Raw genomic sequence first — 18,317 nt, forward strand, 5'->3', positions numbered from 1 at the left:
CTTTAGATCAGTAATGGAATATCAGGAAAAGATAGTCAAAGGAATGATGCAGCTGAGAACAGGTAAGATGAGAGAGTGGAGTGCTGAAGTTATTGAAAGCAGAGGAGCTCTAAGGTCAAAGAATGAAGTGATAACCGAAGACGGTCAAATTTTGCAGGCAGATAAAATCCTGATAGGTACAGGCTCAAAATATCATGTGCCCTCAGTCGAAGGCATACAATATGCAATAGATGGAGATCAAGTACTGAAACTAAGAGAGCTGCCTGGCGAGAAAAGAGTGTTTATAATTGGTGCGGGCTTTGGCGGATTGGAGTATGCAACATTCAACCATTTGCCAAATCAATCTATCTTTCAATAAGAAGAGCTATTCTCAAAAGACAAGGATGTATCTTCGTTACTCTACAGAAAAATCACAGACCAAGGCATAACTGTATTTTTGAAAGATAAAGTCAAGAAGATAGAATCAAGCGGCAAGAATAAGATGGATCTGGGCAATGGTCTATCAATTGAATATCCTCTTACAGTACACCATGAAACATTTAATGGAACTGTGCAGAAGGCAGAAGTTGACTTGGTTCTGTATATGACAAAGCGCATACCCAACATAGACGGATTGAACCTTGACACTGTAGGAGTTGAATATGACAAGATTTGCATAAAGGTCAATGAATACTTGCAGACTACCGTTCCAAACATCTATGCAGGTGGTGACATTACAAACACGACAAAAAAGCTGACGACAGTTGGAAACCTAGACTGAGTATGCTGCCATAAACATGGTTAAAGGAAACATAAAGAAGCATCAGGACTTGAATCTTGCAGTAGAAGTGTATTACACAGAGCCGCCTATTTATCACGTGGGCGTCATGGAAGGGGAAGCAAAGGAGAAGGGAATCAAATATTCTACTGCCAAGGCTACTTACAACAAATTCCCTAGAGAAATAATAAATGGCAACTGGAATGAAAATGACGGTTTTATCAAAACGATATTTGAAAAAGATAGTGGCAAAATAATAGGCGGGCTGGTGTCCGTAGAGGAGGCAGACAACATCATCCATATGATAATGGTGGCGATGCGCGCTGGGCTGACAACATTTGATTTAGGAAATCTACCTTTTTTCCATCCCTCACTTGCAGAAGGCGTAAGTTATGCTTCGCTTCATTAATGCAGAAAACGTTTGGATAGAGCAGTTTAAATCGTTGAATTGCTAAATGCTGGCGTGAAACAGAATCACGCAATAGAGATATTCTCCGCCGGCTGCCCACTATGCAGGCATATAACCGATGAAGTTGAGATTGGCAAATGTGAGGGCTGCTCACAGACAGTCTATGATATAAATAACATGACCGATGGAGTAAAGAGAAAGATGCGAGATTATGGCATAACGTCTGTACCAGCTACAATCATTGATGGCAATATCAAAGTCGTTGGGATTCCAGATTTTCCTTGGATATGCAGCGACGAGCTGTATCAAAAGCTCAAAAAGGAATATCCATTAAGGAAGTCTTAAGCAGTTTTACTCGGCACAGCATGATAGCTTGCTTACGTCCTGCTTGAAGGCCGTCGCTACAAGTTTTATTGCTTCAGACATTGTTGGAAACACATGCACTGTGTCAATAATGTCATCAATCGTCAACTTGTATTTTATAGCCATTACTGCCTCGTGAATCATATCTGCTGCAATGCTTGCAAGAATGTGCACGCCTACAATGCGATTGTTCTTCTTTGGATCTATAGCCATTTTGATCAAGCCTTTTGTATCGTTGACCGTCAGCGCTTTAGGCACTTCTTTCATTGACAGAGTTCGACACGAGCAGTAATTGTATTTCTGCATCATCTGCTTTTCTGTCATACCAACGTTTGCGACTTGCGGCGAAGTGAAAATAGCAGATGGTACAGAGAGCAGATCAATCTTTTTGTGGCTGCCCGTCAATGCATTCTCGGCAGCGGTTGCACCTGCCTTTGCCGCCAGCGTTTCAAGCATAGGCTCGCCTACAACGTCGCCGCCGGCCCAGATGTGAGGTGCACTCGTGCGCATCTCCGAATTGACAACTATAGCTCCATCTTCTCTTAGCTTGACGCCGGCATTTTCCAGATGCAAATCAGCAGTATTTGGTCTTCTGCCGGTTGCCATCAGCAACTGTTCTGCTTCAAACACTCTTTCTTGCTTATTTACAGATACTTTGATAAACCTACTTCCATTCTTCTGCCATACTTCCTGCACGTTAACGCCAGTGACAATTTCTATGCCTTCTTCAGTTAGATATTGATGCAGTCCTTGCGATATTTCAGGCTCATGCTCTGGAATTATCCTGTCGCTTCTCTGCAATACAGTCACTGTGGTGCCAAACCGGGCATACATCTGTGCAAATTCAAGACCAAGAGCACGGCCGCCTATCACTATCATTGAAGACGGCTTTTCCTTCAATGCTAACGCTTCATTGTTAGTCAGATACTTTACATTCTCTATTCCTTTGAATCTTGGAACAGATGGCGAGGAGCCAGCGGCGATAATGAATTTATTGGCCTCGAATTGCTTGCCATCAACTTTGAGTTTCTTTGGAGAGACAAATGAAGCGCTTGCCTCTACAAGATCTACATGCTCAAGCGACTGCAATACATCATAGTACTTTTGCTTGCGCAATCCCTTTACAAGCGCGTCTTTAGCCTCAATTGTCTTGGAAAAATCAAAATCTGAATCGCATGGAAAGACAGAAGGATAAGGGGGTTTCTTTGCTGAGTGAAGCATTTCTCCTACGCCAAGCAGGTTTTTGCTAGGGACACATCCTACGTTGACACATGTGCCTCCTAACGCAGCGCGCTCTATCATTGCTGTTTTTACACCATGCATATTTGCTTTTATGGCCGCGCTAAATGCAGCCGCTCCACCGCCGATAATTATCAGGTCGTATTCGCCATTTTTCATTATTGCCATTCCTCACTCGTTACTATTTCATTGCCCGTAGAGTAAAAAATAGTTACAGTCTGAGATGCCATGTATATCACACCTTTTGCTTTCTCTTGGTCTCTTTAATCTCTTGAAGTATCTCGCCTACCTTTTTCTCAGACTTTTTTCCGACATTTCGCTTGTTCCACAACAACAATCGCACATTGCAGTATTACTATCAAATGTATAGTATTTAAGATATGTAGTTTATAGTGTAATAGTGACTATGTTTGGAGATAGTATTAATCGGCTGGGAGTTCTAGGTCTTCGGATTTCTGTTTCTTTTTCCTAATGAGGCTATTACAGCATGCTATCGCCCGATTTATTGGTTGACTCTTGGCGTTTTTCTCCTTCCTTTCATCAAGCGCTCTTAATATCGTGATGTCTGTCAGTATCCCTCCGCCCGCTCCAATACCAGCTGCGACAAGGGGCATCCATGGTATTCCAGTAGCAGCTCCCAAGACGAATCCGCCGAAAAGACCTGCACAGCAGAACATGAACAATCTTTGCCAGACGGCTATTTAACAAGCAAAGTTTCAATCGGGATAGTCACTATCTTTGAAGAAAGTTAAAAGATTACAGGGAGCCTCGGCTGAATTATTTATGTTTTGAAGGCAAGCGTTTTGGTTCTCTAACAACCGTGTCTAATCACTAAATAATTTGCATGGAGGTATTGAGCATGGTGACTAAATCTGACGTAGATCAAGTCCTCGGCAGGACTGAAAAACACCGCATATGCAGAGGAGAGATATAGGAAGCATTATGCCGACAGAGATTCACTATCATCAAGCGAGTTCACAGTAGTGATGGAAGGTCTTCTAAGAGAATATGTATGCATGGGTCAATGCAATATGTATATCGCAGTGGCAAAAGACTCCGAAATCAAGCAGGCAATCAAGACCTATCTGATGGATGTGTGCAATCAAAACTTTATGTCGATGAAAAAGATACTGCAGGATGGCGGCTATGATGTGCCTGTCTCTGAGCAGAATGCTACAAGCCCTGACAAGGTTCATGATGTTCAGATAAACGCAATTGATGATCAAATGATAGTAGTCGGGCAATGGTTTGCTGCAAGAAGCTTTATGCAGCTTTGGGACATGGGCGCAATAAACAGCCAGCGCACAGACATAAGAGATGCGTTTATCCAGAACTTCCATCGGGCAAATAGATGGCATGTGGCATTCCACGACCTAGCAGTAAGCAAGGGACATTTGCAAAAGCTGCCTGAAATTAGCCCGACTATGACAAAGATGTCAAAAGCAGGACAGAAGCTAAAGGAAAGCCTGACACCTTAAGCAGATAGGTCTTCCTTTTCTATTCTTTTTCCCTTTGGAATCATATAGAGCAGGAGCAGTGGGCGATGACAGTCCCCTTCTTTGAAAGAGCCCATTGCAATATGGGTATGATTGATTTCCTGAGCTCTTCGCCGTCTTTTGTCAGAGTGTAATCCACTCTTGGCGGGATCTCATTGAATGCCTCTCTTTTCACAAGGTTGTATTTGACTAGCTCTTTGAGCGTATCAGCTAAAGTTTTCGGGCTTATTGCCTGTATCTCCTTCATCAAATCATTATAACGTATGCGTCCGTGGTTGCCTATCTCATTGACTATCAAAAGCGCCCATTTCTTGCTGATTATGTCTATGACGCCTTCAAGCGGACAGAGACATATCGCTCTGTTTGACTTAGCCATGCCTTAAACTGTAGAAGCGATAGTATAATTGCTTTCCTTTCTGTAGCTTTGCATAGCTATCCTTTTCAATAGTGACTATCTCGCTATAAACTTGATAGCTTAAATCCTATTCATCGGGAGGTAACAGTGACGGTAAATGCGAAGTCTTCAGACTCCAGATCCTATGTTTAGGCCTATCAAGCATGTCCTTAGAACTCCAAAGTATAGGACAATAGCCTTAGCATCTGGACTTGCATATGCTATAATCTATATCATAACAGTCGGTATAATATCATATGTTCCCGGCCTTTCTTCTGCATCCGGCATTCCTGTCTTCAGGACAAGCTATCTTGGAATATCAGCTATTCCTACCGATAACATATTCTTCTTCATCTTTTACGGAGCGCTTGCCTTTCTTGTGGCTTCCTCATTTCTTGTAGGCATCAATACTGCCCTAATGTTCTATTCAAGACGAGTTGCGAAAGTATGCGGCATACAAAAGAAACCAGAATCAAAAGGATTATTCGGCATTGTTCCTGCTTTCTTTACAAGCTTTTCATGCTGTGGTGGGGGGTTACTTGCGCTTGCAATAGGCCCGGCTGCCTTCTCTTCTCTGTCTATATACAGCAAGTTTATGGCTCCGCTCACAGTAGTAGTCTTGGCTGCTGGAACGTATTTTGTATCAAAAAAGATAGCAAAAATGGAGAGATGCTAGAATGGTTAACAAGAAGTATGCAACGATAGGAGGGGCTGCAGTAGCTGCCGTGATAATAGCAGTTGCAGCCATGAGCTCTTCATTTCAGACTTCTAACAGTCTAAGCCTTACTACTGTTTCAGGAAATGAAAAGGCAGAAGGATTGAAGGTTGGTAACTCCGCGCCCAGCTTTAGTTTAACTGACCCTGAGAATGGCAGTATAACAAAGCAAACATTTGTAGGCAAGCCTGTGCTCATTTTCTTTACAACCACATGGTGCACTCCATGCCAGATCGGAGCTCAAAACATTGCAAAGCTTGATGACGAAACTGGCGGAAATGCTTTCAATGTCTTAATCGTATTTGTAGATCCGAGGGAAACCGATGAGCAATATCTGCAATGGAAGCAAAATTATGGAAGGGATGACTGGTATGTGGCAGAGAGCGAGCAGATGCCGCAGGAATACCATGTGCGATACCTTGATACTAAATATGTATTTGACAGCAATGGCATTGTAAAATGGGTAGATGTCAACCCGCTCGAATATTCAAAGGTAAAGCAGGTATTGGAGCCGCTTCTCGCGTAGTGGTAGAAAATGTCAGGCATAAGGCTCCTTTCTGCTTTGAAATATAAACCTGCCATAGCAGCTTTAACAGCAACAGGCATCTTCTTTCTTCTTCCTCTGATTCAGCTTACGAACACGCTGCTTGCATTTGACATATGGTTCCTTGACTTGCTGCAGAAACCGTGGAGCTCAATATTATACATTACATTCTCCATTTTCTTTGGCATGTTTATCTCTCTTTATATGTTCACAAGAAACAAGTGCTTTGACTGCAAGCCAGAAGCAGCGAGAACGGGTTTTGCTGGCTCAGCTGTTGGATTCATGGTTGGTGTATGTCCTGCCTGCTTCTCATTCATAGGCATTCTTCTGCCTTTAGGGCAGGCACTTTTTCTAACAGCATACTCGCCTATTTTTACTGCAATGTCCATAGCAATAGTGCTATTTTCTATCTACAAGCTAGGCGGATTCAGAAAAGCAGAATTAATGATGAGACCATAAGAGCGGCCACTGTTGTATATATTATTACTCCCGGTCTGACTGCCTCTTGTCATGCAATAAAATAACAGTTTAATTCTTTTATACTTTTGATATCTCGACTGGAACCACTGGAAACGCGCACGTACATATACATACGTGCGCGCGCCAATCAGGTGACGATGTCACGCAACTTCCTCTGCGCCGCCGCATCCTTGATCTCCATCGCGATCCTGCGGCCGACTCCCATCGTGTGGCCGTAATAATATTTGGTGTATGGGCTAGTCGTCGCCATTATGGGGTTGCCCGGCACCCGCAAGGACACGTCATACACTACAAAATCAAGGTCGGTCGTCACGACGCTCTGCAGCGAGATCGGCCCGATCACCCCCGGTGGGTACTCTTTTCTGACTGCGACTGCAAACTTGTCGCCCATCTCAAAGACCTTCTCAAGGAGCGACTCTCGGATGCTCGCCGGTGTGTGCCCAACTTCGATGTTCGATGGCTGCGGCAGGTCCATCTCAATCTGCTGCCTTGCTGGGAGCGACACAAAGTCGTGCACGTTGGTCTGCAGCCTCCTTTCGATTCCGAGGAACTCGGTTTCACCGGTGAGCGGGGACACAAAGTAATTCAGGTTGAAATACGTGCCTGGCACGTATTCCTCTATCGTCGCCTTGTCAAGATCCTGCTTGGTGACGAGCCCCTGCTCGATCTTTTGCTTTGACTTTTTCTTGTAGTCTTCGTACGACGACACGATGAAAAACGCCCTTTCTAGCTTCCGCTTTGCTTCTTGCACCTTGATCATGGCCGGCCCATCAATATCGGAAGACTTGCGGTAGAGCTTTGGGTGGCGGATGCCTGCCTTCTCCAGAAGGTAGTATTGGTTGCGCGGCGCGGTGCGCTCCTCTGCGCGCAAAAGCGACCTGTTGCCAAATATCGGGACCTTCAGATTGTTCTCGATGTTGTCATATCCAAGGTAAGCGGTAAAGGCCCGGTGCGCCACCATTATGGTATTGAGCTCTCTGAGCCTTTCCTGGTTCTCCCTGTTCATAATGTCGGAAAACTTGTCAAGCAGTATGATTTCGTCGGCCAGACGTTTGAAGCGCCTGTACGGCAGGTCTCTCCCCTTCTGACAGATGCACACCGTCTTCATGCCTTCGTCCTTGGCGCCGTCCATCACTTCAAGCGCCGAGTGGCTGCCGATGGTGCCCACAGTGACATTCTTCGGGTCATACCGGTCGACAATGGATGCGATCTGCTGGAGGCCGATCAACAGCCTAGAGTGAAAATGGAATATAATAAAAAGGTTTTAAGCTACTACTGCTTGCTCTTGTTCAGCTCTACTTCGATTGCAGCCCTTAGCTCTTCGTCGTTCTTGTTGGTGTAGTCAATGCCAAGCGAGTCAGCTATGGCTTCGAGCTTTTCCCTGCCGACGCGGCCCTCGCTTTTCATTTCCTGGAGCTCGCGCTTGGCTTCAATCCTGGCCTTTTCAAACTCGGCTGTTGCCTTGCCAAATGACCTTGCAAGCTCGGGGATCTTTTTCGCTCCGAAAAAGACCACTACAATGAGGCCGATAATGATTATCCATTCCCAGCCTCCGACGAACTGCATTATGAGACCTGACAGTCCTTCTGCAACCATCTCCTGCAATAGGTTAGCTTGCTTAAGAATTTAAGTGTTAGTTTTGACAGCCGCCCTTCTCTCAACAACCAGCATGCCTGCGGCGTACAGCACGAGCATAGGACCGGCCACGAACCACATCGTCACCCCGCTCCCATCGGGGGTGATTATGGCCCCAAATATCACCAGTATTAGGGCGGCATAGCGGAAGTTGTCGCGCCAAAAGCGGGGCGAAACTGCGTCTGTCATCGAGATGCCGTACATCACTATCGGCAGCTGGAAGGCGACCCCAAAGCCGAGGAAGAACTGCATTACAAACGAGATAAAGTCGTTTATCGTGAGGAAGGTCGCGACGTTAAGAGCCTCGCCGTACTGGTACAGAAAGTTGAGGGTGAATGGTATGACTACAAAATAGGAAAATACAAGACCTGTGACAAACAGCGCGACTGCAGGAAGAAAGATGTTTAACACCCCGATTTTCGTCTTGGTGCTTATCGCCGGCGAAATGAACGCGGATATTTCCCTAACGATAATGGGTATCGACGCGATAAGCCCTATCAGTGCAGACACGTATATCTGGGCAAAGAACGCCTGCCCGGGGGCGGTCTGGATGAGGCCAACGCCCTCCGGGAGCAGAGTGTCCTGCATGTAGAACGTAAGCCGGGTGGAAATGTTGTGTATCGGGTCAGGGTACGGGTATGCAAGCGGCAGGCCGGCGACCTCTACGGGCCGGAGGTCAAATGTCATGGCAAAAACAGTGATGATGATTATCGAGAGCGCAACCCTGAACACCCTTGTCCGAAGCTCCTCAATGTGCTCCCGGATGGTCATCCCTGCGGCCATGGACACTGAGTAGGTAAGCACCCGAGAAATATAATGCTAAGCATTGCCATATGGAGCGTAATTTGCAAAGAATAGTCCTATAAAGAGCAAGAATTCAAAGGAGCACATTGCATGTATGTGCGGCGAACGTTACACGCTACTAGGTTATTCCAAATGCCTTTTCCATAATGCCCTTGTAAGTACTGTCATGACTTTGTGGCGAAATGCAGTCTGCAAATTGCCGGCCTTTTTCTCCGCTTCCATCATGGCTAATTCGATGACCAGTTTTTCAAGGTTAATATCGGTGGTTTTGATCATGCAACTTTTCCAAGACATCGTCTATGTATCAGCGGTTTGCGTCAACTTTGCCTTCTATGATCCTGTTTAACATGTCTCGCATGCTTGCCTTTTCCTTGTCTGAGGTTGTCGATATGATGATTCGTGACTGTATATGTATAAGGTCCAATCAGATAATTAAATCAAGCTGGCACCTAATGCCATATACAATATCAGTCGGGGCCGGGTATCGGGAGCGCCTTTGAAGCGGGAAGCTTGAATGCCTCCTGATCTATCTCTTCTTTTGTAGCCTTCTCAAACTCTATTGTGAGCTCGACTGGGGCGTTGAACTTGAGGCTCAGTTCGTTGGCAAGTATCGCTACAGACTTGCCATCGGCAAACTCTTTTGACCCTTGCAAAAATCCTCTGGCCTGCCGGTAGAGAAGCTGTCCTCCAAACTTGCTTTGCAAAAATGATGCCAGCTCGTCAACCGTCTTTCGGGGTATGTCGTTGAAGTAGAAGCAGATGCCGTGCACCGGCTCCTTATCAAATGGTGTGCCGTAGCGGTACCAAAAAACACCAAAGTGCTCGTACTCGCCCTGCATGCACTTTATATCCCAGTGGTTGGCCTTCTCGGCAGGATAGCCCGAATTCAAAACGTCGGTGATGCCTAGACGCCAGTACCTTACGCGCATATATGCCCCAACGGTAATCCGAGGCGCTATAATAAGTTACCATAACTTGCACATTAGAGGTAACTTATTATTCATGATATATGTATGTGCGAGCTCGTGCGCTGGACCCTTGGTTGATTGCTGCTGGTCGGGTTCTCATATCTTAACCTCCATTGGAGTATTTTGATCTGTTGCTGTGTGCAAAGGTATCAGGTCCGTCAATTCTGGCCAAGATCCGTCATTTTAGAGTCGATTTTGTCATCTGATAATTTAGTATAGTGCGTAAAACAGTGTTAGTATCCCGTGCCGGACAAGATCGATTTAGCCACAATAACAACTAAGGATACCTCAAGTTTGACAACTTTTTGACTAAAATGACTGGTTGGTGGCAGTCTCCTGACGGAAAAATGACGCAAATGACGCTACACGAAATGAAACATAACTGTATCTGAACTCTTGATCCCGAGCGGCCACATAATATGTTCTAAGGACGCACATGGCAAACCCGGTACTGCCGCAAGCAGCCAGTCACCGCAGATGTAGTCTACCTATATAAAAATCGCCTTTGACAAAAATCCCTTTAACCAGGAAAAGCCAAACTACCATAATTTGAGTAGCAGTGAATTAGCTCCAGATGAAGAAGTCCTGTCACTACGTTACCAAGGATACAACCATGACGAGATAAATCGCAAAAACGGCTTCAGTACCGGCAAAATTAGCGGGATTTTTGCCAAGGAAAAAGTCCGCTTTGGGGCCGCAAATGTAGATGCAATAACGCGTGTGGGAATACAATATGCAAAAGCGGAAAATCATGGCCCGATCTGGCTGACGCGTTGACAATCTCGAACTATTGCGAAAAGCATGGTATCGACCAAGAAGCGCTAAAGGAAAATCTTTTGGCTATCACCGAGAAATTGAAAACATGGCCGGGACATCTCTTATCTTCCGCAGTACATTGAAGATAAAGAAAATCTAAATGCCGATATTGAAGTAAAAACGGCCGCGCTGCAAAAAGATCTAAGGCAGCTTGAACAAAATTTGGCTGAAGAGCGGAAAAAAGCAGGCCATGGAAAAATTGACAGAAGATATACTAACGAAGTACGAGCCTCTTTCTGGCTTTGAACGTGAGATCTTGACAAAGCAAAGTGAAATAAAAGGCATAGATGAAAAGATCGACAATCTCAAAGCAACATATGCAAAAGAAATGAACGCGATAGAAGACCTTTTGGCTCTTCATAAAGAAGGAATTGCTCATGTAGATGTCATAGCATTCAAGCAGCTGGTAGATGACGAAGGCGGGAATCCTTCAGCGCTTAAGGACAAGGTGAAATTACATGACAGCTTGAGCAATATCACAACTGCGCTTAGAAAGGACATTAAAGACCTTGAGACGAAAAACACACTTGAACCGGAAGTTATTGCTCTCGAAGGACGAAGGGCGGCAGCTGAAAGGAGAGCTCAAGAAGAAGATATTGAATGAAAGAATGAAGTCTCTTGCAGATACTCTAGATGGCACAGTTAAAAAGGCCGAGGCTGCAAGAGATAGTGTTGTGACGAGTATTGAGGATATTGGCAAAAAGGCAGATGTAATCACAACGCAGTATGCGCGCTCCAATGCGGCCATTGTATTCGGACCCTTGGCGCGTTCGTTGTATGGTGAAAAGGTGGTCCAAAGGAAATGCGTCATGCGGTAATCTTGGCGTAGCAAGTTCTCTTGGCAAAACTACCGATGGGCTCCCGCAGTGGCGTTGCAATTGAGGCCCTAATCAAAACTCTAAAAGAGGATATCTCATTCGAGTTTAGTCTCTAAGTTTACCTTAATCGACAGGGATAATTGCGACTTGTAAATCGTACGATAGTCGAATAGAAGATTAGCGGAACTATTCTTGTTTGTATTGCTTCTCGGCTTGGAGTTGGCTTAATGTCATTCTTCTTCATTTTCCGAAAAGATGCCTCTGTCATATGGCAACGTACGAGTTACAGATGATATCTTGGCCAAAGTGATCCGCTCCCGAGCTGTCGACAGGGCGAAAAAATAAAAGCCCTTTGCTTTCTGTAGTGTCGCACATATGGCATATGACAGGATCAAGCTATTCGAGGAGATGGAAAAGCAATTTGAGATTAAGAATGAGCAGTACTTCAAGGAGCTGCTGGACCATCCAGATTCGGTTGTCCGCACGCGCGCAGTCTGCATCCTCGCCGATATTGCCGGCGAAAACGCAGTCAGCCCCATAGGCAAAGTGCTAAAGGAGGACAAGAATGCGTTGGTAAGGCACGAAGCAGCGTTTTCATTGGGCCAGCTGGGTTTTACAAGCGGGATTACTGCCCTTGCTAACGCAGTTAGGTCGGATCCGAGCTTTTTCGTCCGGCACGAGGCGGCAGTCGCACTGGGAGTCATTGGCTCGGAAGAGGCAAGAAAGGTACTTAACGACGCCTTAAAGGATGAGAGTGAAGAGGTAAGAGAGTCCGCAGTCGTGGCCCTTGCGAATCTTGACTACATCAGAAACACAAATAGCAACAGCCGGTTCACAAAGATGACGGGCGGATAGAATAATAAGACCACAGGATCTCATCGTGATTGCATTGTCTGATGACAGCACTTGGCTGCGAAACATCTCGGGGAGCTGGCGCGATGTTAAGTGCCCCTGCGGCAGCACCTTTCATTTCCGAGGCAAGATAGACGAGCTCTTTTCTTGGGAGCGAATCCATCTGCGGCACATGGCGTCAGATTCTGCCAACCACGAAATGCTCTCATTCTATCCAAAAGACATGGTGATAATATACCACTCGACAAGTGGTTATGTCCTTGAGCGTAGAAAGCACAGGCGCGACGAAATAGGAGAGCTGCATCAAGCGCGCCTTTATGGCCGTGCAAAGCTGGCCGGCGTTTGATACAGCAAAATATACTCAAAAGCCCTGTTCTAAAGATGCTCAGCTATCTTATTATATTGCAGAACTAGCAAAGGCAATCTGTATAAGTGATATTTGCATCCATTTTGCATGGGAGTTATTGGAGAAAAATGGAGATGTCCAACATGCAACGTTGATGTCGGCGGAAGCATGGGCGAGTTGAAGAACCACATAAAAAGGGTTCATACTACTGCCCGCAAGTCTGAAATGAGGGTCGTGACAGCAGCATAGCAGCATAATCCGGACACCTTACGGCTCAACAAATTCCTGTCACAGAAGATTAGCTATGCAAGCACCGATCTTGTTATACTCTTCTTAGCGATGCAAAGAATATGTAGAGAATTGCAATGATCTCAAATCTGCCTGCTATCATGTTTGCTGCAAGTATGGATTTGGTAATCAAGTCGGAATCCATAGAGACCAATCCAACTTGGAGCCCTGTATTGGTAAGCGAAGAGGTTGAGCTGAATACTGCATCAAGGGTATTGGCATTATTGAGGTAGCCAAGAGCAAGGCCGCTTAGCACAGCTACTGCGGGAAAAAGCGCGATGACAAGTAGCGTCTCTCTGAGCAGTTTATCTGATTCTTTTTTCGCTTTAAAATCTATCGCTTGATCAGGTACGACTGCAAGTCTTGAAATCGAGGAAGGAGTTTCGATCATGTCTGTTCTTTTGACAAGCTTTTGAAATAGCAGCAAAAACCGTCCTATCTTTATGCCTCCTGCAGTAGAAAATGCCGTTCCTCCTATAAGCATCAGCACTATCATAACGATTTTCGCTTCAGTTGGCAGCACTTGGATATCTACGAATTGAAATCCTGTATTCGTGGACGCACTGACCGAATGGAAGGCCGCTGGCAACCATTCAATCCCTGCAATAGCCGCAAGAATTGCTGCAGACGTCACCAGAAGCACAATATATGCCAGAACCTCGATGCCTATTTTCCTGATGCGCATGCTCTTGTAAAAAATAGAATAATGGAAAGCAAACGGTAGGGCCGATATTATCATTGCCACGCTGGCCACAAGCAGATGAACTATATTGCCAACAGAAACAATTGTCGAATCCGGAGTAAAGCCGCCACCCACAATGGCACTAAATACAAGCGATATATCGTAGACAGGATTTGATACATTTAAGAACAAGAGTATGAGAAAGAGCACGGCAGTATATGCGCTAAAGATTAGTACTATGGTTACAATGAGCTGCCTATACTCGAGCGCGTCGCCGCCAAGTACTCCCCTTATGGCCTTCAGTTTTTTCTCTGGGTAGAAAATAGCCATGATCAGGTAAATGAAACTCAGACCGCCTATCCACTGCGTATAGGACCGGAAGAACACAAAACTTTGGGGCAGGTTCTCTGGCTGGGTTATCATGGTCATACCTGTAGTGGTGAATCCGGAGATGCTTTCAAAAAAGCTATTTACAAACAGGGAAAGACCATCTATCTCTGGCCAGAATGGGTTCAAGTACATATATGGAAAGCTGCCAAAGAAGCTCAGCAGGATAAAGCTGGAAATTACAAGAATGGACGCTTCCTTCAGGCTCAGCGGGCCGCGTTCACCATACGCATTTAGCACAAAGCCTGTTGAAAACATGCCAACGACTGCAAGGTACATGCCTGTAGTAGGGGCGAATTCTTCATGCGCGGTTCCAAGGAAGGCAGGAACTACCATCAGGATGCCTGCAAACTGCATGACAAATCCGAGGTTCCCAAGGACTGGCTTGTAACGCTCCCTTATACTCGCCCTGTATTTGCGAAAAGTCCTTTCAATGACCGAAGTCCGAACAGCGTTTGCCAACGTCTTTTGTGTGACCATTCCTATTATCCGGTCGTTTCCTCCGTTTTCCCTGTCGGTTATGAGAATGCGCTTTATCTTGTTGGACTTCATCGATTCAAGTGCTTCTTTTCCAGTCGAACCCTTTGGCAGCGTTATGATGGGAGATGTCATGACATCTTTCAGCAATACCTCGTCAGAATCCTCGCCTTTGATTACCACCTTCTCAAGGATGTCGCTATCAGTAACAATTCCAACAGGAGAGCCGCCGTGAGTTACGACAATGGCCTCCATCTTGTTTACCTGCATCTGCCTGACCGCCACTGCAACATTAGTCCGTCCGTCTATCAGCAAAAAGCGGTTAGTCGCATAAGATGCCACTGGTCGCTCTAACGGGTCTTGCATCTCAGAATGGAGTTAGCAAGTAGCCAATGCTAATAACCATTATGACAGTTGATCACGTTATCATCATCATAATAGAATTTTGAGTGGGTCCAGAGGTTTGGCTTACATTTTTGTGTTGATCCTTTGGATTCCAGATGAACTCATCAATTATGATTAGCAGATAAGAGCTTTAAGAGTTCGTCAAATGCCTTACTGGTCTGCCTCGTCAGCCTAGCAAAGCCAGAAAGAATATGGAGCAACAGTTTTTCTTTGAAATAAAATTTTGTTTGTTCTCCAGAAGAGCGTCCCTGCAACTATTAATATCGCGTCAGTCTGCCAATACGGTACTGACAGTTGTTATAGCCAGCTTTGTGAGCCTCGGCAAGCAATAGAATAATTCCTTATTCTCTGTCGTTATCTTGTGTGAACTACCCACGTCTTAAGACGTGGGCTTCTTGCTTCCTCGACTGAAACTTGCTTATCCGTTGTCGGATAAGTAGAGGTTCTGTCTCTGCACGGGCCTGTTCCAGACCCGATTTCAGAATGTTCTTTGCTGCGTTCATGTCTCTATCGAGTACAAGGCCACAGCTATGACATTCAAACGTGCGTATCGACAGGTCAAGCTTTTCTTTTGTTTCCACTCCGCACCCAGAGCATTTCTGCGATGTACCACTTGGGTTGACTGTTATGCAACGTCCGCCACGCCGCTCTACCTTATAGGCAGTTAATTGGCGCAGCTTTCCCCAGGTGGCATCCATTATTGCCGATGCTAGATTGTGGTTCTTTACCATGTTAACGATATTCAGTTTCTCAAATACTACTAGAGTATATCCTTCATCTACAAGCATTTTTGATGTCTTGTGTACAAAATCATCACGACATCTTCTCACCTGCCTCCACGCTTTTGCCAAAGCAACCCTTGCCTTCTCCCTGTTGTGAGAACCTTTCTCCTTGCGTGACAGATTCCTCTGTAGTTTCTTGATCTTCTTTGCCTGTGCGTCAAAGTCTAGTGGATTTTCTATCATTCTGCCGTCACTCAATGCGAGCCAATTAATCAAGCCAACATCTATTCCGACAGATTTTGTTACATCGATCTTGATAGATTTTTCAACATTATCGTCAGTAGTCATGCAAGCATACTATTGATCGACATCTCTTACTATGGTACAGCTTTTCAATGTACCAATAGGTATCCTGTGCATCTTAATTTTAATGGAACCTATGCACGATAACACAAGCTTATTGTTGTCCTTGATTTTCCAACCATTGTTGTATTGAGGATATGTAAATGAATTGTACTTGTCTTTCCTTTTGAATTTGGGATACTTGGCAAGTTTCTTGAAGAATGCCTGATACGCCTTGTCTAGCCTCAGGATAACATCTTGCAGCACCTGGCTGTGTACCTGCTTTAGATATTTGCTGTCCTGCTTTCTCAGAGTCAGTAGCTGTTTCTGTTCATAGAATCCGACATCCCAATCTACACGCCTTTCGCCAAGTGAATCATTGTAGAGATGCCTGCATGTTTCGATAGTATCTTCCAATTTTTTCACCTGTTCTTCCGTTGGATAGAGACGAAACTTGTATGTTCTTTTTGTCATACTCCTTTCTGTTCCTCGATATATTTTTTGATTACATCGGCTGAAACATGACCGTGTGTTGAAACAAAGTAACTTCTAGTCCAAAGAGTTGGCAATCTACTCTTCAGTTCTGGGAATTCTTCTCTGAGAATCTTTTTGATGTGTATCCCTTCAAATTGGCAACTATTCTGTTTGGAGTTGCTGTAGGTTGTGTGCTTCTACAAAGATATGTACATGATCTGGCATTATTTCAAGAGATATTAATTTACAACCAATTTCTTTCACTCTTTCTACCAGTAGCTCTTTCAATCGCTTTTCAATTTTGTTACCAATTAAGACCTTTCTTCAATATTTTGGACACCATACAAAATGGTAGTTCATAAAATGAACTGATGTTTCAGAGCGACTGTAGCCTTTTGGCAACAAGACATTAGATGTATGTTATGTATATAAGATTTTCATGATGGGAAACAAATTCATCCCACCTCTAAAGAGTGTGGGGTTTCTTTGTTTCCCATACCCTTCGTCAGGCTAAATTCTCCCAATAGGGTAGAGCGAGACTCTATTAAACATGCATGATAAATTGTTATAATACACTCTATTGTTCGTCATATGGCGATACAATAATTCGATGTTGTCGAGCTATCCGTTGTTGAAGTGTAATTATTAGGATATTATCAGCAACCGGAGACTTGACATAACTATAGTGGCAAGACATTTTGTGAAAGCCTACCTGTTGTTTGCCTGCTAGTTTGATTTGATACGATATACAACCTGTCCATTGTCACTTCTCGTCCATTCATGACTAGAGCCATGCATCCGGTGGCTATTAGCTGGTAGCATGAAGACCATAGATTTGCTGCCGGCGAGCTGTTGCACTTGCTCAACACGCTTCAGTTCTTATCGGCTCCTTCTGTTTTGTGTTATGCAAATGAATCGAGTCATATGTTGTCAGGCAGTTGGGACAGTTCCATATAGTAGGTTCATCGCAATGTTTGCAGACTTTTGTGACTGCAAGCAAGGAGCAGCATGACCTGCAACTGACCCTATTATACGTGATCGGCATAGTGTCCTCCAATTATGCTTCAGCTTTAATGCCTGCGAGCCTCTTGGTTCTTTCAGCCTTCTTTGCAACAAGGGCTGCGAGGAATATCATCACAAGCACAAGCACTATTGTCCCGCCTGTGGCTATGTTTGCTGCATAGGATATCAGTATGCCTGCAATGACTGAAGAGACAGCTATTGCTCCTGAGATTATTGCAGTCTTGCGAAAGCCCTTTCCAAACAGCATCGCTGTTATGTTTGGTATGACTATGAGAGAAGAAATCAGCAGTATGCCCACTAGCCTTATGGACGCAATGACTGTGATGCTTGCAAGCACTATGAAAAGATAGTTCAGTTTTGACACTTGCAGCCCGCTGACCTTTGCCTGCTCCTCGTCAAACGCTATGTACATGAACTTGCGGTAGAGCAGAAGCAATATGGCCATTATTCCGGCTGACAGCCCAATGATGATGTAAACTTCATCTGGGCTCACAAGCAGTATGCTTCCGAAAAGAAAGCTGAACAGGTCTACGCTAAAGCCGCCTGATATGCTCACAAGCACTATTCCCAATGCAAGACCTGACGAAAGAAGGACAGCCACAGTTGCATCAGGTGGCACTTTAGTAGATTGCCTGAGCTTCGTCATACCCAGCGCTGCTAGGACGGATACTACGATAGCAGTCCACAAAGGGTAGATGTTTGTGAACAGGCCGACTGCAATTCCGCCAAATGCCATATGGGACAGCGCGTCGCCAAATAGAGAGTGCCTTCTTAAGACAAGAAAGAAGCCGACAGCAGAGCATATGACTGCGACAGCTATGCCTGTCACAAGCGCTCTCTGAATAAATGCTGTCTCTAGAATTTCCAGCACCATATTTCTT

Annotated in this window: 24 protein-coding genes and 2 pseudogenes; 13 read left to right on the plus strand and 13 right to left on the minus strand. The window is 44.9% G+C overall.

Going from position 1 to position 18,317, the window contains the following annotated elements; genetic code table 11:
- The first annotated feature begins 13 nt into the window (after positions 1-13).
- From NGAR_RS19120 to NGAR_RS12860, 4 genes and pseudogenes are all read left to right on the plus strand, one after another.
- Complete coding sequence (locus NGAR_RS19120) at positions 14-358, plus strand: FAD-dependent oxidoreductase (RefSeq protein ID WP_015020190.1); 345 nt, start codon at positions 14-16, stop codon at positions 356-358.
- A gap of 27 nt (positions 359-385) precedes the next feature.
- Positions 386-760: pseudogene (locus tag NGAR_RS19125) on the plus strand (FAD-dependent oxidoreductase); the annotation flags it as partial.
- A 16-nt stretch (positions 761-776) separates the two neighbouring features.
- Entirely contained in the window at positions 777-1,166 is a 390-nt protein-coding gene (locus tag NGAR_RS12855) for an NAD(P)/FAD-dependent oxidoreductase (protein WP_015020192.1), read from the plus strand.
- A gap of 54 nt (positions 1,167-1,220) precedes the next feature.
- Complete coding sequence (locus tag NGAR_RS12860) at positions 1,221-1,511, plus strand: thioredoxin family protein (protein ID WP_187147504.1); 291 nt, start codon at positions 1,221-1,223, stop codon at positions 1,509-1,511.
- A 6-nt stretch (positions 1,512-1,517) separates the two neighbouring features.
- On the opposite strand, the gene merA is transcribed toward NGAR_RS12860, so the two are convergent.
- Together merA and NGAR_RS12870 are read right to left on the minus strand one after the other, a co-directional pair.
- The gene (gene merA / locus NGAR_RS12865) at positions 1,518-2,927 is read right to left on the minus strand and encodes a mercury(II) reductase (protein ID WP_228369182.1); all 1,410 of its coding nucleotides are present in this window, start codon (positions 2,925-2,927) and stop codon (positions 1,518-1,520) included.
- A gap of 263 nt (positions 2,928-3,190) precedes the next feature.
- Complete coding sequence (locus NGAR_RS12870) at positions 3,191-3,409, minus strand: hypothetical protein (protein ID WP_148681448.1); 219 nt, start codon at positions 3,407-3,409, stop codon at positions 3,191-3,193.
- 258 nt (positions 3,410-3,667) lie between these two features.
- Between NGAR_RS12870 and NGAR_RS12875 the strand changes: the two genes are divergently transcribed.
- On the plus strand, positions 3,668-4,246 hold the full coding sequence (locus NGAR_RS12875; RefSeq protein WP_015020196.1) for a DUF3231 family protein: 579 nt from the start codon (positions 3,668-3,670) through the stop codon (positions 4,244-4,246).
- Between the two features lie 40 nt (positions 4,247-4,286).
- On the opposite strand, the gene NGAR_RS12880 is transcribed toward NGAR_RS12875, so the two are convergent.
- A complete protein-coding gene (locus NGAR_RS12880) occupies positions 4,287-4,640 on the minus strand; it encodes a winged helix-turn-helix transcriptional regulator (protein ID WP_015020197.1) in 354 nt (117 codons plus the stop codon).
- Between the two features lie 163 nt (positions 4,641-4,803).
- On the opposite strand from NGAR_RS12880, the gene NGAR_RS12885 reads away from it, so the two are divergent.
- The 3 genes from NGAR_RS12885 to NGAR_RS12895 are packed head-to-tail and all read left to right on the plus strand — an operon-like array spanning position 4,804 to position 6,376.
- Entirely contained in the window at positions 4,804-5,334 is a 531-nt protein-coding gene (locus NGAR_RS12885; protein WP_015020198.1) for a hypothetical protein, read from the plus strand.
- A gap of 1 nt (position 5,335) precedes the next feature.
- Entirely contained in the window at positions 5,336-5,899 is a 564-nt protein-coding gene (locus NGAR_RS12890; RefSeq protein ID WP_015020199.1) for a TlpA family protein disulfide reductase, read from the plus strand.
- A 9-nt stretch (positions 5,900-5,908) separates the two neighbouring features.
- On the plus strand, positions 5,909-6,376 hold the full coding sequence (locus NGAR_RS12895; RefSeq protein ID WP_015020200.1) for a hypothetical protein: 468 nt from the start codon (positions 5,909-5,911) through the stop codon (positions 6,374-6,376).
- 148 nt (positions 6,377-6,524) lie between these two features.
- On the opposite strand, the gene NGAR_RS12900 is transcribed toward NGAR_RS12895, so the two are convergent.
- From NGAR_RS12900 to NGAR_RS12915, 5 genes are all read right to left on the minus strand, one after another.
- Positions 6,525-7,625, minus strand: a complete 1,101-nt coding sequence (locus tag NGAR_RS12900) for a formate--phosphoribosylaminoimidazolecarboxamide ligase family protein (RefSeq protein ID WP_015020201.1) — start codon at positions 7,623-7,625, stop codon at positions 6,525-6,527.
- A gap of 44 nt (positions 7,626-7,669) precedes the next feature.
- Positions 7,670-7,993, minus strand: coding sequence for a twin-arginine translocase TatA/TatE family subunit (tatA, locus tag NGAR_RS12905; protein ID WP_015020202.1), 324 nt, complete (start codon positions 7,991-7,993; stop codon positions 7,670-7,672).
- A gap of 30 nt (positions 7,994-8,023) precedes the next feature.
- Positions 8,024-8,815, minus strand: a complete 792-nt coding sequence (gene tatC, locus NGAR_RS12910) for a twin-arginine translocase subunit TatC (RefSeq protein ID WP_015020203.1) — start codon at positions 8,813-8,815, stop codon at positions 8,024-8,026.
- 144 nt (positions 8,816-8,959) lie between these two features.
- On the minus strand, positions 8,960-9,112 hold the full coding sequence (locus tag NGAR_RS17775; protein ID WP_187147505.1) for a hypothetical protein: 153 nt from the start codon (positions 9,110-9,112) through the stop codon (positions 8,960-8,962).
- Between the two features lie 191 nt (positions 9,113-9,303).
- Positions 9,304-9,765 carry a hypothetical protein gene (locus NGAR_RS12915; protein WP_148681450.1) on the minus strand — a complete coding sequence of 154 codons (462 nt, stop codon included), beginning with the start codon at positions 9,763-9,765 and terminating at the stop codon, positions 9,304-9,306.
- 588 nt (positions 9,766-10,353) lie between these two features.
- On the opposite strand from NGAR_RS12915, the gene NGAR_RS12920 reads away from it, so the two are divergent.
- The 5 genes from NGAR_RS12920 (at position 10,354) to NGAR_RS17780 (ending at position 12,885) form a co-directional block, all read left to right on the plus strand.
- Positions 10,354-10,581: a hypothetical protein gene (locus NGAR_RS12920; RefSeq protein ID WP_015020205.1), complete on the plus strand. Its 228-nt coding sequence runs from the start codon at positions 10,354-10,356 to the stop codon at positions 10,579-10,581.
- A 190-nt stretch (positions 10,582-10,771) separates the two neighbouring features.
- Positions 10,772-11,224 (plus strand): hypothetical protein, encoded by a 453-nt coding sequence (locus tag NGAR_RS12925; protein WP_015020206.1) that lies wholly within the window; start codon positions 10,772-10,774, stop codon positions 11,222-11,224.
- Positions 11,225-11,813: 589 nt separating this feature from the next.
- Positions 11,814-12,293 carry a HEAT repeat domain-containing protein gene (locus NGAR_RS12930; protein ID WP_228369183.1) on the plus strand — a complete coding sequence of 160 codons (480 nt, stop codon included), beginning with the start codon at positions 11,814-11,816 and terminating at the stop codon, positions 12,291-12,293.
- A gap of 34 nt (positions 12,294-12,327) precedes the next feature.
- A complete protein-coding gene (locus tag NGAR_RS12935) occupies positions 12,328-12,636 on the plus strand; it encodes a hypothetical protein (RefSeq protein ID WP_148681451.1) in 309 nt (102 codons plus the stop codon).
- A 108-nt stretch (positions 12,637-12,744) separates the two neighbouring features.
- Positions 12,745-12,885 carry a hypothetical protein gene (locus tag NGAR_RS17780; protein ID WP_187147506.1) on the plus strand — a complete coding sequence of 47 codons (141 nt, stop codon included), beginning with the start codon at positions 12,745-12,747 and terminating at the stop codon, positions 12,883-12,885.
- Positions 12,886-12,958: 73 nt separating this feature from the next.
- Here the strand turns inward: NGAR_RS17780 and NGAR_RS12940 are convergent, their stop codons facing one another.
- The 5 genes and pseudogenes from NGAR_RS12940 to NGAR_RS12955 all read right to left on the minus strand — a co-directional run bounded on the left by NGAR_RS12940 (position 12,959) and on the right by NGAR_RS12955 (position 18,310).
- Positions 12,959-14,836 (minus strand): potassium transporter TrkG, encoded by a 1,878-nt coding sequence (locus NGAR_RS12940; protein WP_148681452.1) that lies wholly within the window; start codon positions 14,834-14,836, stop codon positions 12,959-12,961.
- Between the two features lie 407 nt (positions 14,837-15,243).
- The gene (locus NGAR_RS18530; RefSeq protein WP_015020211.1) at positions 15,244-15,945 is read right to left on the minus strand and encodes an RNA-guided endonuclease InsQ/TnpB family protein; all 702 of its coding nucleotides are present in this window, start codon (positions 15,943-15,945) and stop codon (positions 15,244-15,246) included.
- Between the two features lie 9 nt (positions 15,946-15,954).
- Entirely contained in the window at positions 15,955-16,413 is a 459-nt protein-coding gene (locus tag NGAR_RS18535) for an RNA-guided endonuclease InsQ/TnpB family protein (protein WP_015020212.1), read from the minus strand.
- Positions 16,410-16,815, minus strand: a pseudogene (tnpA, locus tag NGAR_RS12950) (IS200/IS605 family transposase). The gene NGAR_RS18535 and the pseudogene tnpA overlap by 4 nt, the downstream one beginning before the upstream one ends.
- A gap of 655 nt (positions 16,816-17,470) precedes the next feature.
- Entirely contained in the window at positions 17,471-18,310 is an 840-nt protein-coding gene (locus NGAR_RS12955) for a metal ABC transporter permease (protein ID WP_228369184.1), read from the minus strand.
- Positions 18,311-18,317: the final 7 nt, after the last annotated feature.

The sequence above is a fragment of the Candidatus Nitrososphaera gargensis Ga9.2 genome, assembly GCF_000303155.1.
In the GTDB taxonomy this organism is placed as follows: domain Archaea; phylum Thermoproteota; class Nitrososphaeria; order Nitrososphaerales; family Nitrososphaeraceae; genus Nitrososphaera; species Nitrososphaera gargensis.

Coding starts and splice junctions, on each gene's coding strand:
- NGAR_RS19120 (WP_015020190.1), top strand. CDS start 14: ATGGAATATCAGGAAAAGATAGTCAAAGGAATGATGCAGCTGAGAACA.
- NGAR_RS12855 (WP_015020192.1), top strand. CDS start 777: ATGGTTAAAGGAAACATAAAGAAGCATCAGGACTTGAATCTTGCAGTA.
- merA (WP_228369182.1), bottom strand. CDS start 2,927: ATGAAAAATGGCGAATACGACCTGATAATTATCGGCGGTGGAGCGGCT.
- NGAR_RS12880 (WP_015020197.1), bottom strand. CDS start 4,640: ATGGCTAAGTCAAACAGAGCGATATGTCTCTGTCCGCTTGAAGGCGTC.
- NGAR_RS12885 (WP_015020198.1), top strand. CDS start 4,804: ATGTTTAGGCCTATCAAGCATGTCCTTAGAACTCCAAAGTATAGGACA.
- NGAR_RS12890 (WP_015020199.1), top strand. CDS start 5,336: ATGGTTAACAAGAAGTATGCAACGATAGGAGGGGCTGCAGTAGCTGCC.
- NGAR_RS12895 (WP_015020200.1), top strand. CDS start 5,909: ATGTCAGGCATAAGGCTCCTTTCTGCTTTGAAATATAAACCTGCCATA.
- tatA (WP_015020202.1), bottom strand. CDS start 7,993: ATGGTTGCAGAAGGACTGTCAGGTCTCATAATGCAGTTCGTCGGAGGC.
- tatC (WP_015020203.1), bottom strand. CDS start 8,815: ATGGCCGCAGGGATGACCATCCGGGAGCACATTGAGGAGCTTCGGACA.
- NGAR_RS17775 (WP_187147505.1), bottom strand. CDS start 9,112: ATGATCAAAACCACCGATATTAACCTTGAAAAACTGGTCATCGAATTA.
- NGAR_RS12915 (WP_148681450.1), bottom strand. CDS start 9,765: ATGCGCGTAAGGTACTGGCGTCTAGGCATCACCGACGTTTTGAATTCG.
- NGAR_RS12930 (WP_228369183.1), top strand. CDS start 11,814: ATGGCATATGACAGGATCAAGCTATTCGAGGAGATGGAAAAGCAATTT.
- NGAR_RS17780 (WP_187147506.1), top strand. CDS start 12,745: ATGGGAGTTATTGGAGAAAAATGGAGATGTCCAACATGCAACGTTGAT.
- NGAR_RS12940 (WP_148681452.1), bottom strand. CDS start 14,836: ATGCAAGACCCGTTAGAGCGACCAGTGGCATCTTATGCGACTAACCGC.
- NGAR_RS18530 (WP_015020211.1), bottom strand. CDS start 15,945: ATGACTACTGACGATAATGTTGAAAAATCTATCAAGATCGATGTAACA.
- NGAR_RS18535 (WP_015020212.1), bottom strand. CDS start 16,413: ATGACAAAAAGAACATACAAGTTTCGTCTCTATCCAACGGAAGAACAG.
- NGAR_RS12955 (WP_228369184.1), bottom strand. CDS start 18,310: ATGGTGCTGGAAATTCTAGAGACAGCATTTATTCAGAGAGCGCTTGTG.